Origin of the sequence: Bradyrhizobium sp. CCGUVB23 (assembly GCF_024199885.1) — a bacterium.
Taxonomy (GTDB): domain Bacteria; phylum Pseudomonadota; class Alphaproteobacteria; order Rhizobiales; family Xanthobacteraceae; genus Bradyrhizobium.
On sequence record NZ_JANADQ010000001.1, the window covers coordinates 7,831,088 to 7,846,491 of the forward strand.

The window sequence follows — 15,404 nt, forward strand, 5'->3', positions numbered from 1 at the left end:
AATCCAAGCTGTAGTGACTCATTCAGCCTGGGCAGCACGGCCGACGCAGACACGCCAGACATCCGGGCCTTTCTCGACATAATCCCACGTGAAGGCGCCTGGGTACCTGACATCGAACAGGTAGTGCAACGGCCGCGGGTCGTGGTCACTCACGACACAGAAGTACTCTCCTAAGTCCAATTGATCAAACGTATCGAAGATCAACGGATGGCGCGTCGGCCGGGGGATCGCGCGGACATCAATCGTCATTTCTTCAGACCGGTGATCGACGATGTTCTGTTGTTCCATAATCCCAGCATCGGACGGGATTGCGATCATGTCTTTGTCGGAGCGCAAACGTCGAAGACGTTGGCGATCCATCATCCAGTGTGAGATGCGATGGTCCGAAGGTCTGCCAGCCGAGCGATGGACCGGGCCGCGAGCTGCTGAGCCAGTTCCAGCCGGGACTGGTCGACGGCTTTGTCGGCCTCATCCAGATAGATCGAAGACAATTGCTCCGCGCGTCGAAGCGCGCGACGCTTGACCTCGTCGAGTGCTTCAGGGTGCGGCAGCGTGTCGTTTGTCTCGGGGACCGGACCTTGTGAACCGTCTCCGATGAGGGACAGGAGGTGCCGTCGTTGCGCCGCGGGCGCTTCCTGCGACCATCGGAAGATGTCTTTGAAAAGAAGGCTTTCAAGTAGCGCTGCCGAGGACAGCTCGGTGGCTGCGGGCGCGTCTCCCGCATGGGCCTCACTTCGCTCGGCCCGCCAGGCCAATCGGCGTTCACGGCGTAGAAGATTACCATCGTGCAGCGCCTCGCAGGCCATTCTCTCAGCGGCCGCACGTACGATTGCGAGTTCAGCGCGTGCGGCAACATAAGTCCAAAATATGAAAGCGCGTTCGCGGTGCCGGACGGCGAGAGCCCATGCGCCATAGGCGGTCGAGAGAAGGGAATTTTTGAGATCGGACAGCTCTTCCGTGGGAACCAGGTCCATCGGCATCCAGCGGAGATCGGCCTGAGCCGGCGCGCGTCCGATAGCCGCGATGCAGGCTGCTTCGATTGCTTCAGCGCGCTGCCGCTCCCGCTCGCTCAATGCTTCAAACACGCAGCGGACGGGCTCGAAGGTCTCGTCGCCGGCTGCCGCAAGCTTGCCATATCGCAGCGCGGCCCGTTGGGCCTGCGTGGATGCAATCGCATAGAGTTCGCCGACGTTGCGGACGGGAGCGGTCGGCTCTGCTGCCAACAGGGGTTCGCTGCGCATCTTGGGTTCCAATCAGTTTGCGGAGCTTGGCCTGATCCGCATCGCATTAGTTTGAGATAGCGCAAAGGCAAGCCTGGTCGCGCTGTTACAAGGAGCGGGATTCAGAACAACGGCGTTCTGCTAACTGAAAGCGGCGCCCTTGCGAAAACTCTTCGGCATCCGTCTGTACCTGGGGTTGGTTCTGGCCATTCTCGGCTGGGTGGGCTCCGGCTGTCCGATCTATGCGGCTGGCAGATTGAGCGAGTATCTGCCGAAGGCGGAGCCGGGCGAACTGGTTCCGGGTGCAAACAGGTTCGGATCGCTGCAAGGCGATCCGGCGATTGCACCTGCATATAAGGATGACCAGCTTCTCGGGTTCGTCTATCTGAATTCGGACTTCGCCAACGCAACCGGCTACTCCGGCAAGCCGATTCAGCTTTTGATCGGAATCAGTACGAAGGGCGTACTCACCGGCCTCAGGCTGGTCGAACATAAGGAGCCCATCGTTCTGGTGGGTATTCCGGAAAAACGCATCCTTGAAGCCGTCAATAGGCTGATTGGTACTGACATGGACCCCGTTGTGCGCGGAGTGGCACCCGCGCCGCAGGTCGATATTGTCAGTGGCGCGACGGTCACCGTTCTGGTGATGGGAGACAGCGTCGTCAGGTCCGCGACCAAGCTCATCAAGAGCGGTCGTCTCGGTGCCCAGGGCAATGCGCCGACCGGAGCCGCGCCTCAAGCTACCAAAGAGATTGATCCCGGCAAGAGCGCGATCCGCGATTGGCAAAGCCTGGTTGGTGACGGCTCCGTTCGCCGCCTGACCATCTCCCTTGCCGAAGTCAATCAGGCATTCGAGAAATCAGGCAACGCGGCTGCAGCGGCCCGCCCGGAAGAGGGGGAGCCCGGCGACACCTTCATCGATCTGTATGTGGCCGACGTCGCGGTGCCGACCATCGGCCGCAGCTTGCTCGGCAACGACGGATACGATCGCCTGACTGCGCGGCTCAAGCCTGGCCAGCAGGCTATCGTCGTTGCAGGTTCGGGCCGCTATTCCTTCAAGGGAGCAGCTTACGTTCGCGGCGGGATCTTCGATCGGATCGAGTTGATCCAGGAGACCAACAGCATCCGCTTTCGCGATCGCGACCACACCCGGTTGGGGAGCCTCGAAGCCGAAGGCGCACCCGACTTTCCTGAGATTGCCCTGTTCGTCGTACCGGCCGAGTTCAATTTCGAGCCGACCGAACCGTGGACGCTGCAACTGCTCGTGCAGCGCGTCGTGGGCGCGCGCGAAAAGGCATGGGTGACCTTCGAGCTGGAATATAGGCTGCCTGATGTCTACGTGAAGCGCGAGCCGGTGGCGCAACTGCCGGCCGCTGCGCCGGCAAAAACGCCCGACAAAACGGCTGCATCGATGGCAGAACGGCGCGATGCTGCGCCACCGCTCGCAGGCGAAGACGAGCCACTGTGGCTGAAGATCTGGCGGGGCAACATCGTCAAGATCGGCACCACGGTCCTCGCGCTTGGCGCGCTCACCTTGATCTTCTTTTTTCAGAACCAACTGGTGCGCCGCCCGCAGGTCTACACCTGGGTGCGACGCGCCTACCTCGCGTTCATCCTGGTGTGGCTCGGCTGGTACGCGAATGCCCAGTTGTCGGTCGTCAACGTGCTGACGTTCGCCAATTCACTATTGACCGGGTTCAGCTGGGAATACTTCCTCTCCGCGCCGCTGATCTTCCTGCTGTGGTGCTCGATCGCCGCCGGGCTTCTGTTCTGGGGACGCGGTCCGTTCTGTGGCTGGCTCTGCCCGTTCGGCGCGTTGCAGGAACTGCTCAACAACGTGGCGCAGGCGGTGAAGATTCCGCAATATCGATTGCCATGGGGGCTTCATGAGCGGCTGTGGCCGCTCAAATATATCATCTTCCTCGGTCTGTTCGGGATGTCGTTGTACTCGACGGCATTTGCCGAGCAGCTTGCGGAAGTCGAGCCCTTCAAGACGGCGATCATTCTGAAGTTCGCGCGCGAATGGCCGTTCGTCATCTACGCGCTAACACTTCTATCGGCGGGATTGTTCGTCGAGCGTTTTTTCTGCCGCTACATGTGCCCACTTGGCGCGGCACTAGCGATTCCAGGCCGCATCCGCATGTTCGAATGGCTGCGCCGCTGGCCTGAATGCGGCTCGCCCTGCCAGCGCTGCGCCATCGAATGCCCCGTGCAGGCAATTCATCCCGAAGGGCACATCAATGTCAATGAATGCATCTATTGCATGCATTGCCAGGAGCTCTACTTCGACGACCACCGCTGCCCGCACATGATCCAGGTGCGGCTGAAGCGCGAGAAACGTGAAGCGATGTCGTCTCCGTCAATGCGCAGCGGCGGCAAAGGCCCGAGCACGATCATTACCGCGGGCGGCAAACCGGTTGCGCTGCCGCGCGCGGAAGCCGTCACCCCGCCACCAACTTGAAAACCAGGAGGCTAGCATGAGTGAGAACGAAACTGGAAAATCCGTCAGTCGACGCACTTTGTTGGGGACCTCGGCTGCGGCCGCCGGCGTAGGTATCGCGGGCGGCGTCGGCCTGTCGAGTGACGGCCGCGGCCTCGTTGCACCTGCCGACGCGCAGACCACTGCGGCACCAAAGGCGCCGGCGGCGCGCCCGGCCGTGCAGAAGACCGAGGTGGCGCCGGGCGAGCTCGACGAATACTACGTGTTCTTCTCCAGCGGCCAGTCCGGCGAAATGCGCATCATCGGTCTGCCCTCGATGCGCGAGCTGATGCGCGTTCCCGTCTTCAACCGCTGCAGCGCCACGGGATGGGGACAGACCAATGAAAGCCTGAAGGTGTTGACCGAAGGGATGCAGCCGGCCACGCGCGAACTGCTCAAAAACCGCGGCGGCACGTTCATGAACGGCGACCTGCATCACCCGCACATCACGTTCACCGACGGCACCTATGACGGCCGATATGCGTTCATGAACGACAAGGCCAATAGCCGGGTCGCGCGCGTCCGCCTCGACGTCATGAAGTGCGACAAGATCATCGAGTTGCCCAACCAGCATACGGTCCACGGTCTGCGACTGCAAAAATATCCCCGCACCGGATACGTGTTCTGCAACGGCGAGGATGGCGTGCCGCTGCCGAACGACGGCAAGGTGCTCGATAAGCCGAAGGAATATCACTCGATCTTCACAGCGCTGGACAGCGATACTATGAAGGTGGCGTGGCAGGTGATCGTCGACGGCAATCTCGACAACGTCGATGCCGACTACCAGGGCAAATACGCGGTCTCGACCTGCTACAATTCGGAAGAGGGCGTCACCCTCGCCGAGATGACGGCCAACGAGCAGGATTGGGTCGTGATCTTCAACCTCAAGCGGATCGAAGAGGGCGTCAAGAAGGGCGACTTCAAGGAGATGAACGGCGTGCCGGTACTCGACGGCCGCAAGGGCTCGCCCTACACGCGCTATGTCCCGGTCTCGAACAATCCGCATGGCTTGAACACCGCGCCGGACGGCATCCATATCGTCGCAGCCGGAAAGCTGGCGCCGACCGTCACGGTGATGGATGTCCGGCTGTTCGACCAGTTGTTCGACGACAAGATCAAGCCGCGCGACGTGGTCGTGGCCGAACCCGAACTCGGCCTCGGGCCGCTGCATACGGCCTATGACGGCAGGGGCAACGCCTACACGACGCTGTTCCTCGACAGCCAGGTCTGCAAGTGGAACATCGAGCTCGCAAAGCGCGCCTTCAAGGGCGAGAAGGTCGATCCCATCATCCAGAAGCTCGACGTTCACTATCAACCCGGTCACAACCACTCTTCCATGGGCCAGACCAAGGAGGCCGACGGAAAGTGGCTGATTTCACTGAACAAGTTCTCCAAGGACCGCTTCCTCAATGTCGGTCCGCTGAAGCCGGAGAACGATCAGCTGATCGACATATCGGGCGACAAGATGGTTCTCGTCCACGACGGTCCGAGCTTCGCCGAGCCGCACGATGCAACGATCGTCCATCGTTCCAAGATCAATCCCATCTCGATCTGGGACAGGGCCGACCCGATGTTCGCCGACGCGGTGAAGCAGGCGAAGGCCGACGGGATCAATCTCGAAGCCGACTCCAAGGTCATCCGCGACGGCAACAAGGTTCGCGTCTACATGACGTCGACCGCGCCGGCGTTCGGCCTGGAGACATTCCAGGTCAAACAGGGCGACGAGGTGACCGTGTACGTCACCAACATCGACGCGGTGGAGGATCTGACCCACGGCTTCTGCATCGTGAACTACGGTATCCAGATGGAGGTTGCGCCGATGGCGACGGCCTCGGTGACGTTCGCGGCGGATAAGCCCGGCGTCTACTGGTACTATTGCTCATGGTTCTGTCATGCCATGCACATGGAGATGAAGGGCCGCATGTTCGTCGAGCCGAAGATGGTCTGAAGCGAGGACATCACGTGAGTCTCCTTCGACGAATTATTCCGGCGGCGATTCTCGCCGCCGGGGTCTTTGGTTCCGCTGCTGCGGCGGAGCTGAGAGCTGTCGCGGATGAGCCGCTTCAGGTGGTGCTGGACCGTGCGCAGGAAGGCGACGTCGTCAAGTTGGCGCCCGGCGTCTACAAAGGCGGGATCAGGATTGACCGTCGCCTCGTTTTGACCGGGGGACCCGGTGCCGTGCTCAGTGGCGGCGGGTCCGGCAATGTCGTTACCGTGGTAGCGCCAGAGGTCACGATCCGCGGCATCACGATCAGGGAATCCGGCCGCGATCTCCAGGCCATGAATTCAGGGATCTTTCTCGAGAAGACCGCCGAGCGTGCAGTGATCGAGGGCAACCGCCTGGAAGGAAATCTGTTCGGCATCTACGTTCATGGTGCAGCGGGCTCCCGCGTCGAACGCAACGTTATCGAAGGATTGCGCGAGGGACGCCGCAGCGAGAGCGGAAACGGCGTGTCGCTCTGGAACGCGCCCGACGTCACCATTGCGGAAAATACCTTCCGATATGGCCGAGACGGCATCTTCACGATCAGCAGCCGCAAGGACCGCTTCATCAACAACCGTTTCGAACAGGTGCGCTTCGCAGTCCACTACATGTACACCAACGACAGCGAGGTCAGCGGCAACCGTTCCGTGCGCAATACTGTCGGCTATGCCATCATGTATTCGAACCGGCTGCTGATCCGCAACAACATCTCCGATCGCGACCGGGACTACGGGATACTGTTCAATTACGCCAATTACGCCGAGATCGACGGCAACCGGGTCGTTGGCGGATCGCTCGACGAGGTCGCGGTCAGCCGCCAAGGGGCGGACGACGAGAAGGAGATGGTGCCCGACATACGGCCAACGCGGGACGTCCGCAGCGGGCCGGAAAAATGCGTTTTCATCTACAACACCAACCACAACAAGTTTCGCAACAACTGGTTCGAACGTTGCGGTATCGGCGTTCACTTCACCGCCGGCTCGGAAGGCAACGAAATTTCCGGCAACGCATTCGTCGGCAACCGCAACCAGGTAAAATATGTCGGCACCCGCGATCTCGACTGGTCGAAAGGTGGCCGCGGCAATTACTGGAGCGACAACCCGGCGTTCGACCTGAACGGTGACGGCATTGCCGACACCGCTTATCGGCCCAACGATCTGGTCGACCGCGTGCTGTGGACGGCGCCGTCCGCCAAGGTCTTGATCAACAGTCCGGCGGTACAGGTCTTGCGCTGGGCGCAGGCGCAGTTTCCGGCGCTCTATCCTGGCGGTGTCGTCGACAGCCATCCGCTGGTCGCGCCGCCGCCGAAGCCCTCGCCCGACTGGAGTCCCAGATGACCGCGACCGTGTCCGTCACCGGTGTCGACAAGAACTATCGCGCCGTGCGCGCGCTGCGCGACGTCTCGTTCTCTCTTGTGCCCGGCCGGCTGAGCGCACTGGTCGGCCACAACGGCGCCGGCAAGACCACGCTTATCAAATTGATGCTGGGGTTGATCCACGCAAACCGCGGCGAAATTCGCGTGATGGGGCAGGACCCGGCGGCGGGCGAATTCTCGGCACGCCGACTGCTCGGCTATCTGCCCGAGAATGTCGCATTCAACGCGGCGCTTACGGGGCGCGAGACGCTGACGTTCTATGCGCGCCTGAAGCGGATCAAGCCGGTCTCGGCATGGGCGCTGCTCGACCGCGTCGGATTGAGCGATGCTGCCGATCGCCGCGTCGGGACCTATTCCAAGGGCATGCGGCAGCGATTGGGTCTGGCCCAGGCGTTGCTCGGGCAACCACGCGTGCTGTTGCTGGACGAGCCGACCACGGGGCTCGATCCGGCGCTGCGGCAGACATTTTACGAGATTCTGAACGAATTGCGTGACGGGGGCGCCACCGTCCTGATCTCGTCCCACGCGCTAAACGAACTCGAAGATCGCGCGGAGCACGTCCTGATCATGAATCGGGGCCGGCTGGTCGCACAAGGCACGTTGGCGGAGTTGCGCTCGCTCTCGCAGTTGCCGATCCGGGTCTCGCTCGATCTGGTGGCCGGCGCCGATGACGCGATTGCCGCCCCGATCGCGGACGAAACCTTTTCGGCCGCAGGCCGCAGGACCATTCTGGTGGCTGACGAGAAAGGGAAAATGGATCTGTTGCGCGCGGCTGCGAGCGATCCCCGTGTCAAGAATATCGAAATTGCGGCGCCGACCCTCGACGATCTCTACGCACACTTCCTCAACACGCAGGAGAAGGCCGCGTGAGGACAGTCGCAATCATCGCCTTCAAGGAGATCCAGGAAGGCCTGCGGAACCGTTGGGTGTTGGCGACGACGCTACTGCTGGCCGCTCTTGCCTTGTCACTGACATTCCTCGGCAGCGCTCCCACGGGCAATGTGGGTGCCGGCGCCCTCGATGTGGTGGTTGTCAGCCTGTCCAGTCTGACGATCTTTCTGTTGCCGCTGATCGCACTTCTGATCTCGCACGATGCAGTGGTCGGTGAAATGGAGCGGGGCACGATGATCCTGCTGCTAAGCTACCCGGTAGGTCGCAGCCAGGTCATCTTCGGCAAATTCTGCGGTCATGTCCTGATCCTCGCCTTCGCGACGATTCTCGGTTATGGCGCGGCCGCCGCTGCGCTCGCGATCACCGGCGCCTCTGTACTGGCGGCGAGCTGGTACGCTTTCGCTTCCATGCTTGGGACGTCGATCATGCTTGGGGCTGTATTCGTGGCGGTCGGATTCCTGATCAGCAGTCTGGTCCGCGATCGCGGCACCGCGGCAGGCCTGTCGGTTGGAATCTGGCTTTTGATGGTGTTGGTGTTCGATATGGCGTTGCTTGGGATCTTGGTGATCGACCAGGGACAGATCATCTCGGCAACGGTCCTCGAATGGCTCCTGTTTCTCAATCCCACTGATCTTTACCGTCTGGCGAATCTCACCGGCTTCAACGTGAGCCAGTTTTCCGGCATGGCCGGGCTGTCGGGAACGGCGACCACAGGCATTGCTGCGCTATTGCTCGGGCTGTTGGTCTGGATCGTGGCGCCGCTCGGGCTTGCGACGACCTTCTTCGCACGGAGGGAACTATGACCCCAAGATCCGTCGGTGCGATCATCATCGCGGCGTTGCTTCTCGTTGGCTGTAATCCGGACACGGGCAACACCAACATGCCGCCGCCGTTGCCGCTGACCCGCGATGCGATGGGCGTCTTTTGCGGCATGAACTTGACGGAGCATCCCGGACCCAAAGGGCAGATCATCACGGCGAGCCGGATCGATCCATTTTGGTTCACCTCTGTCCGGGATACCGTGGCATTCACATTGATGCCGGATCAGCCGCGGGACATCCGGGCGATCTACGTCTCGGACATGGCCCGCGCCACGAGTTGGGAGGATCCCGGCGCCACCAACTGGATCGACGCACGGAAGGCATTTTTCGTGATCGAAAGCCGGAAGCAGGGCGGCATGGGTGCCGCGGAAGCGGTCCCGTTCAGCAATCGGGCTGCGGCCGATGGGTTTGCGGCCGATAATGGCGGGCGAGTGGTGACACTTGCGGAAATTCCAGGCGCCTATGTGCTAGGTGGTGATACGGCAAGCGGGGCTGCCGAACACGATCGTGGCGATGTCAGGCTCAACTGAGGAGCTCGATGATGCGCAATCCAACTCTCTCGCGGCGACGGATGATTGCAATCACCGCGACGGCGCTCGGTTCAGCTCTCGCGGGCGGCTCACATATCGCTCGGGCGCAGGAGGCTGTGCGCTGGCATGGTTCGGCGCTCGGCGCGCAGGTCTCGATGGAGATATATCATCCCGACCGCGCCGAGGCCGAGCGATTGATCGGCAGTTGTCTTCTCGACGTGCGCAGGCTGGAGCAGCAATTCAGCTTGTACCGCCTGGACTCCGCGATCTGCACGCTCAACCGCACGGGAATTCTCGTTGCTCCGGACCCGGACATGGTGGCTCTGCTGGAGGCCTCGCTCGCCTTTGCCGACCTGACCGGCGGGGCATTCGATCCGACCGTTCAGCCATTGTGGCGACTCTATGCCGACCATTTCTCAGCGGAGCGTCCCGATCCGAATGGCCCGCCGCAGGAGAAGCTCGCCGAAGTTCTGACCAGGGTCGGTTGCCGCGGACTGCTGGTGAGGCCGGATCGCATTGCCCTGACACATCGTGGCGCAGCGGTTACTCTGAACGGCATTGCGCAGGGGTTCGCGACCGACAAGGTCGTCGACAAGCTGCGAAAGGCGGGCTTCTCGACGACGCTGGTCAACATGGGAGAGATACGCGCAATCGGGGCGCGACCCGAGGGCGCGCCGTGGCGTGTCGGTCTTGCGGATCCGGACAGGCCAGGCGCGCTCACTGAGACGATCGATCTCGTCGACCGCGCCGTCGCGACAACGGCCGGCGCTGGATTCCGTTTCGACGCCGCCGGTCGCTTTACGCACCTCTTCGATCCAAAAACGGGCTGCAGTCCATCCCTCTATCAAACGGTCAGCGTGGTCGCGCCGAGCGCAACCGAAGCAGACGCTCTCTCGACCGCGTTTAGCCTGATGGCCATTCCTCGAATTCTGGATATCGTCGCCAGCCGTCCGAACGTCCAGGCGCGTCTGATCGATGCGGACGGTCGTCTGACCGTATGTGGCGCGTGAGATATCGTTTCAGGTAGCGGTCGGAGCCCTTTTGACGCATCCGCGCTGTACTGGCACATCGGTGAAATGACGATACGGGCTATCGAGATGGAGTCGGAGCCCTCCGATCCGTCAACGGCCAAATAGCGCGCTCATCCTGGCGTTCCCTGCTTCCCACGATGTAGCCCGCGCCATGATGGCGCAGGGATCACTCTGAGCGAAGACGATGCGATCGTCGCCCCGCGCATTTTCAAGGATGTGAAATTCGCCTTTGCGCGGATCGTTTCGTTTGACAGTGCGCACCTCCACCAAGAAATGTCCGGGAGAGGACGGCAAGATCAAACAAAGGCCGCCCGCAGCTGGGGTTACGGAGGAAGCTCGGTGCTCGGATTGATGCAGGACCGGTCGTTACTGATCTCGAGTCTGATCGAGCATGCGGCGCGTTTCCATCCCAGGGCGGAGATCGTCAGCAAGACCTGCGAGGGGACGATCCATCGCAGCAATTATGCTGCCTTGCGGTCGCGCGCGGCAAAGCTCGCAAAGGCGCTGATCAAACTGGGCGTCGGGCCGGGCGATCGCGTCGCGACGCTCGCCTGGAACACCCATCGTCACATGGAGCTCTACTTCGCTGTATCCGGCATCGGCGCGGTGCTGCACACCGTCAATCCGCGCCTGTTTCCCGAGCAGATCGACTACATCATCAACCACGCCGAAAATCGGGTGCTGCTGTTCGACATCACCTTCGCCGATCTCGTTCAGAAGCTGCGGCCGAATCTTGCCACCGTCGAGCATCTGGTGGCGATGACGGACAGCGCACACCTCCCGGCCCAGCTTCCCGGCTGTCTCTGCTATGAGACGCTCGTCGAGGCGGAAGACGACATCCTGATCTGGCCGGTGTTTGACGAGCGAACGGCGTCGTCGCTCTGCTATACATCCGGCACGACCGGCAACCCCAAGGGGGTGCTTTACAGTCACCGCTCGACCATCCTGCATTCGTTTGTCGCCTGCGCGAATGATGGTCTCAAGTTGTCCAGCGGTGACAGCGTTCTTCTCGTTGTCCCGCTGTTTCACGTGAATGCTTGGGGGATTCCCTACGCGGCAGCGATGTGTGGGGCCAAGGTCGTGCTGCCCGGTCCTGCCCTGGACGGCAAGAGCATCTTCGAACTGGCGGCACAGGAAAGCTGTAACTTCTCGCTCGGCGTACCGACCGTTTGGCTCGGCCTCTTCAAGTACATCGAGGAAAATCCCGCGCTCAATCTCTCGGCGATCAAGCTCGACCGCGTGGTCGTCGGCGGATCCGCTGCGCCACGCAGCATTATCGAGAAATTCCGCAGTATCTTCGGCGCCTTCGTCATCCATGCCTGGGGCATGAGCGAAACGAGCCCGCTCGGCTCCATCGGGAATCTTCTGCCGGTCCATCGTGATCTGCCGGTTGCCGACCAGGTGTCTGTTCAATGCAAGCAGGGGCGCGCGATCTATGGCGTCGAGCCTAGGATTGTGGGCGAAGATGGAACACCGCTGCCGCATGACGGCACAAGCGCCGGAAACCTGATGGTGCGGGGGCCCTGGGTCGCCTCAGGCTATTTCAAGGGAGAGGGCGGGGCGGTGCTGGATGCGGAGGGCTGGTTTGCGACGGGAGACGTCGCCGCCATCGACACCGACGGTTACATCCAGATCACGGATCGCTCTAAAGATGTGATCAAATCCGGCGGCGAGTGGATATCTTCGATCGACCTCGAGAATGTCGCGGTCGCCCATCCGGCCGTGCAGGAGGCGGCGGTCATCGGATTGCCGCATCCGAAGTGGCAGGAGCGGCCGCTTCTGGTCGTGGTCCGCAAACCTGACACCGATCCTGCACGCGAGGATATCCTGGACTACATGTCCGGCCGGGTCGCGAAATGGTGGTTGCCCGACGATGTCGTCTTCGTGAACGAGTTGCCGCACACCGCGACCGGAAAGCTGCAGAAGACCAGGCTGCGCGAACTATTCAAAGATCATGCATTGCCGACCTGACGTCGGCGCTGGCGTCACCGAAAAGCAGAGACCATGCCCGAACTGATGCTGGACGATCCCGACGGTACTCTCGTGATGCTTCGTGATAGCGTCACCGGCTTTGCTGCGCGTTTTCCAGGTGCAAAGGCCATGCGCGAGAGACGCGGGCGCGGCGGGACCATGGATCCGCTGATCTGGTCCGCAATGGCGGAAGCCGGCTGGATCGGGCTGTTGCTGCCGGAAGAATGCGGCGGCGTGGGTCTCGGATTGCGCGAGCAGGCTGTCCTCAGTGAGGCGCTGGGCCGCGCGTTGATCGCCGAGCCGACCGGCACGGCCTCGGTCTTTGCCGCGACGCTGCTTGGCGGTGCTTCGCCGGGCGCCGAGCGGAGCCGCCTGGCAGCCGGAGTGGCCAGCGGCGAGATGGTCGCAGTGCCGGCCTGGACGTCTGGTGCGAAGCCGGTTGTCGCACGCAGCGTCAATGGCAGCAGCGCGCTTTCAGGCGAAACACGCTTCGTCGATGCGGCACGTGCAGCAACGGATTTCCTTGTGGTTGCCCAGGATGCCGACGGTGTCGTGCTCCTGAGCGTCGCCGCCGATGCGGATGGGGTGACGATATCGGAACGGGTCGGGGTTGACGGAAGTGCGCTTGCGACCATCTCATTTTCCGATTGCGCAGTGCCGGCGGATCGCGTGCTGTCGCGCGCGAACCGCTCCGAGGAGCTGCTCCGCCAGGCGATCCTGCATACGCGACTGGCGCTCGCGGCCGAGCTGACCGGCCTCGCCTCGAAAGCGCTCGAGCTCACGATCGCCTATACAAGCGACCGGGTGCAGTTCGGCAAGCCGATCGGCAGCTTCCAGGCCATCCAGCACCGCCTGGTCGACATGTGGATCGAAGCGGAGTTTGCCGCGGCCGCCGTGGTCAACGCGGTCGATTCGCTGCAAGCGGACGATGTCGATACGGCGGAGCTAGCCGTGTTGGCGGCCAAAGCGCGGGCGGGCGAAGCAGCATTCTCGATCTGCCGTCGCGCGGTGCATCTTCATGGCGCCATGGGTTACACCGACGAATGCGACATCGGCCTCTACCTGAAGCGCGCCATCAATCTCAATGCCATGCTGGGACAGCCTGAACAACTGCGCCTGGAGTTTGTCGAACGCGAAAGCGGCTATCGCCGCGGGAGGACCTAATGGATAACAATCTGATCAAGACCGAGATCAAGGATCACATTGCGGTCGTGACGATGGATGCGCCGCCGGTTAACGCGCAATCCAAGGAGTTCGTCGAGGAGTTCATCGCGGTCTTCGACGAATTGAACGAGACCCCGACGATACGGGTGATAGTATTGACCGGCGCCGGAAAGATCTTTTCGGCCGGCGCCGACATCAAGTCGCGCGGCAAGGTCGGGGCTGTTCCGGGCGACACCTATCGCCATCTGCGGCGGGCACGCGAGGTTGGGTTCTGCATCATCGAATCCAACAAGCCGGTGATCGCCGCGGTAAACGGTCCCGCGCTGGGCGCTGGCCTCGGCCTCGCGCTCTGTTCGGACATCATCCTGGCGTCCGAGAACGCGGTGTTCGGCCTGCCGGAAATCGACGTCGGCTTGATGGGCGGGGTGCGGCATACGATGCGCATCATTCCGCATACGCTGGCGCGCCGCATGGTACTGACCGGCTACCGGGTGCCAGCGGCCGAGCTCTATCGTCGCGGCATCATCGAGGACTGCCTGCCTCGGGAAGAGCTGATGCCCGCCGCCCTCAAGATGGCCGCCGAGATCGCAAAGAAGAGCCCGATGGCGCTGAAGCTCGCCAAGCGCGCGATCAATACGGTCGAAACGATGGGCCTGAAGGACGGCTATCGTTTCGAGCAGAACCTCACGGTGGAGATGACGCAGCACGAGGATTCCAAGGAGGCGATGCGGGCCTTCATGGAGAAGCGCACGCCCGTCTTCAAGGACGTGCTTTGATGGCGTCGGACTGGAACGACATTCCCGACGAGGAGTTCAGGTCGATCTTTCGCACGTGGGTCGACCAGAACTGCCCGAGCCATCTGCGCTACATGCGCAAGCAGCGTCCGCTCTTCAACGAAGTCGCCGTGTGGTATCATGCGCTGGCCGCCAAGGGCTGGCTGGCGCCTACCTGGCCGCGGCAGTACGGCGGCATGGGTCTCTCTGCGGCCAAGCACATGATCTATGTCGAGGAATGGGGTCGCCTCGGCTGTCCGCGCATTCCGGACCATGGCATCGGGCTAGTCGGTCCACTCCTCATCGAGTACGGCTCCGAAGAGCAGAAGGCTCATTATCTGCCGCGGATCCTGTCCGGCGAGCACGTCTGGTGTCAGGGCTATTCGGAACCCAATGCGGGATCCGATCTCGCAAGCCTGCAGACATCAGCAGTGCTGGATGGCGACGAGTTCGTGGTCAACGGACAAAAGATATGGACGACGCTGGCCCATTGCGCCAACTGGATCTTCGTCCTCGTTCGTACCGAACGTGACGCCAAGGTGCGCCAGAAGGGTATCACCGTCCTGTTGCTCGACCTGACCTCGCCCGGCGTTCGGGTCCGGCCGATTGCAAACTTGCGTGGCGAGGCCGACTTTTGCGAGGTCTTCTTCGACAATGTGCGTGTGCCGCTGAAGAACCTGGTCGGCAAGATCAATGAAGGCTGGACCGTCGCAAAGTCGGTACTTGGCCACGAACGCATCTTTCTGGGGGCGCCGACGCGCCCGGAATATGCACTCGAGCGCCTGCGACGGCTTGCGGATGCACGTGGTGCGTTCGAAGATCCCGCGTTCATGTCGCGCTTCGCCCGCCTGCGGCTCGATCTCTACGATCTCGGATCCGCCTTCGAGCGCTATGCGAAGGTCCTGCGCGCCGGCGGCGAACTCGGTGCCGGTGTCTCTGCTCTCAAGATCTTCACGACCGAGCTCTACCAGCGGATCACCGAGGAAATGCTCGCGGTCGCCGGCGAAGAGGCGCGGCTTGCTGACGATCTCGCCGCGGGGGATGTCGAGATCGATGCGATGAATCTCTTTCTCGACTCGCGTTCGCCCGCGATTTTCGGCGGCTCCAACGAGATTCAACGCAACATCCTCGCCAAGGCCGTGCTGCGGCTTCCCGGTTGAGTGCT

General features: G+C 62.1%; 13 protein-coding genes. 11 read left to right on the plus strand and 2 right to left on the minus strand.

Annotated elements, in window-relative coordinates:
• Positions 1–18: 18 nt before the first annotated feature.
• Both NLN62_RS36455 and NLN62_RS36460 read right to left on the minus strand, forming a co-directional pair.
• A complete protein-coding gene (locus NLN62_RS36455; RefSeq protein WP_371933064.1) occupies positions 19–318 on the minus strand; it encodes a DUF2249 domain-containing protein in 300 nt (99 codons plus the stop codon).
• 41 nt (positions 319–359) lie between these two features.
• Entirely contained in the window at positions 360–1,241 is an 882-nt protein-coding gene (locus NLN62_RS36460; RefSeq protein ID WP_254111995.1) for a hypothetical protein, read from the minus strand.
• A 139-nt stretch (positions 1,242–1,380) separates the two neighbouring features.
• On the opposite strand from NLN62_RS36460, the gene NLN62_RS36465 reads away from it, so the two are divergent.
• The 11 genes from NLN62_RS36465 (at position 1,381) to NLN62_RS36515 (ending at position 15,399) form a co-directional block, all read left to right on the plus strand.
• Positions 1,381–3,681: a 4Fe-4S binding protein gene (locus tag NLN62_RS36465; RefSeq protein WP_371933065.1), complete on the plus strand. Its 2,301-nt coding sequence runs from the start codon at positions 1,381–1,383 to the stop codon at positions 3,679–3,681.
• A 16-nt stretch (positions 3,682–3,697) separates the two neighbouring features.
• Positions 3,698–5,647, plus strand: coding sequence for a TAT-dependent nitrous-oxide reductase (gene nosZ / locus NLN62_RS36470; RefSeq protein ID WP_254111996.1), 1,950 nt, complete (start codon positions 3,698–3,700; stop codon positions 5,645–5,647).
• 14 nt (positions 5,648–5,661) lie between these two features.
• Positions 5,662–7,020: a nitrous oxide reductase family maturation protein NosD gene (locus tag NLN62_RS36475; protein ID WP_254111997.1), complete on the plus strand. Its 1,359-nt coding sequence runs from the start codon at positions 5,662–5,664 to the stop codon at positions 7,018–7,020.
• A complete protein-coding gene (locus NLN62_RS36480) occupies positions 7,017–7,928 on the plus strand; it encodes an ABC transporter ATP-binding protein (protein ID WP_254111998.1) in 912 nt (303 codons plus the stop codon). Before NLN62_RS36475 ends, NLN62_RS36480 begins: the two co-directional genes overlap by 4 nt.
• The gene (locus NLN62_RS36485; protein ID WP_254111999.1) at positions 7,925–8,752 is read left to right on the plus strand and encodes an ABC transporter permease subunit; all 828 of its coding nucleotides are present in this window, start codon (positions 7,925–7,927) and stop codon (positions 8,750–8,752) included. The genes NLN62_RS36480 and NLN62_RS36485 overlap by 4 nt, the downstream gene beginning before the upstream one ends.
• Positions 8,749–9,300, plus strand: a complete 552-nt coding sequence (locus NLN62_RS36490; protein ID WP_254112000.1) for a nitrous oxide reductase accessory protein NosL — start codon at positions 8,749–8,751, stop codon at positions 9,298–9,300. The genes NLN62_RS36485 and NLN62_RS36490 overlap by 4 nt, the downstream gene beginning before the upstream one ends.
• 11 nt (positions 9,301–9,311) lie before the next feature.
• Positions 9,312–10,310, plus strand: a complete 999-nt coding sequence (locus NLN62_RS36495; RefSeq protein WP_027524165.1) for an FAD:protein FMN transferase — start codon at positions 9,312–9,314, stop codon at positions 10,308–10,310.
• A gap of 360 nt (positions 10,311–10,670) precedes the next feature.
• Positions 10,671–12,302, plus strand: coding sequence for a 3-(methylthio)propionyl-CoA ligase (locus tag NLN62_RS36500; protein ID WP_254112001.1), 1,632 nt, complete (start codon positions 10,671–10,673; stop codon positions 12,300–12,302).
• Positions 12,303–12,335: 33 nt separating this feature from the next.
• Positions 12,336–13,466 carry an acyl-CoA dehydrogenase family protein gene (locus NLN62_RS36505; protein ID WP_254112002.1) on the plus strand — a complete coding sequence of 377 codons (1,131 nt, stop codon included), beginning with the start codon at positions 12,336–12,338 and terminating at the stop codon, positions 13,464–13,466.
• Complete coding sequence (locus tag NLN62_RS36510; protein WP_254112003.1) at positions 13,466–14,242, plus strand: enoyl-CoA hydratase/isomerase family protein; 777 nt, start codon at positions 13,466–13,468, stop codon at positions 14,240–14,242. Before NLN62_RS36505 ends, NLN62_RS36510 begins: the two co-directional genes overlap by 1 nt.
• A complete protein-coding gene (locus NLN62_RS36515; RefSeq protein ID WP_254112004.1) occupies positions 14,242–15,399 on the plus strand; it encodes an acyl-CoA dehydrogenase family protein in 1,158 nt (385 codons plus the stop codon). The genes NLN62_RS36510 and NLN62_RS36515 overlap by 1 nt, the downstream gene beginning before the upstream one ends.
• Positions 15,400–15,404 lie beyond the last annotated feature (5 nt).

Coding starts and splice junctions, on each gene's coding strand:
- NLN62_RS36510 (WP_254112003.1), top strand. CDS start 13,466: ATGGATAACAATCTGATCAAGACCGAGATCAAGGATCACATTGCGGTC.
- NLN62_RS36505 (WP_254112002.1), top strand. CDS start 12,336: ATGCCCGAACTGATGCTGGACGATCCCGACGGTACTCTCGTGATGCTT.
- NLN62_RS36490 (WP_254112000.1), top strand. CDS start 8,749: ATGACCCCAAGATCCGTCGGTGCGATCATCATCGCGGCGTTGCTTCTC.
- NLN62_RS36455 (WP_371933064.1), bottom strand. CDS start 318: ATGATCGCAATCCCGTCCGATGCTGGGATTATGGAACAACAGAACATC.
- NLN62_RS36480 (WP_254111998.1), top strand. CDS start 7,017: ATGACCGCGACCGTGTCCGTCACCGGTGTCGACAAGAACTATCGCGCC.
- NLN62_RS36460 (WP_254111995.1), bottom strand. CDS start 1,241: ATGCGCAGCGAACCCCTGTTGGCAGCAGAGCCGACCGCTCCCGTCCGC.
- NLN62_RS36495 (WP_027524165.1), top strand. CDS start 9,312: ATGCGCAATCCAACTCTCTCGCGGCGACGGATGATTGCAATCACCGCG.
- nosZ (WP_254111996.1), top strand. CDS start 3,698: ATGAGTGAGAACGAAACTGGAAAATCCGTCAGTCGACGCACTTTGTTG.
- NLN62_RS36515 (WP_254112004.1), top strand. CDS start 14,242: ATGGCGTCGGACTGGAACGACATTCCCGACGAGGAGTTCAGGTCGATC.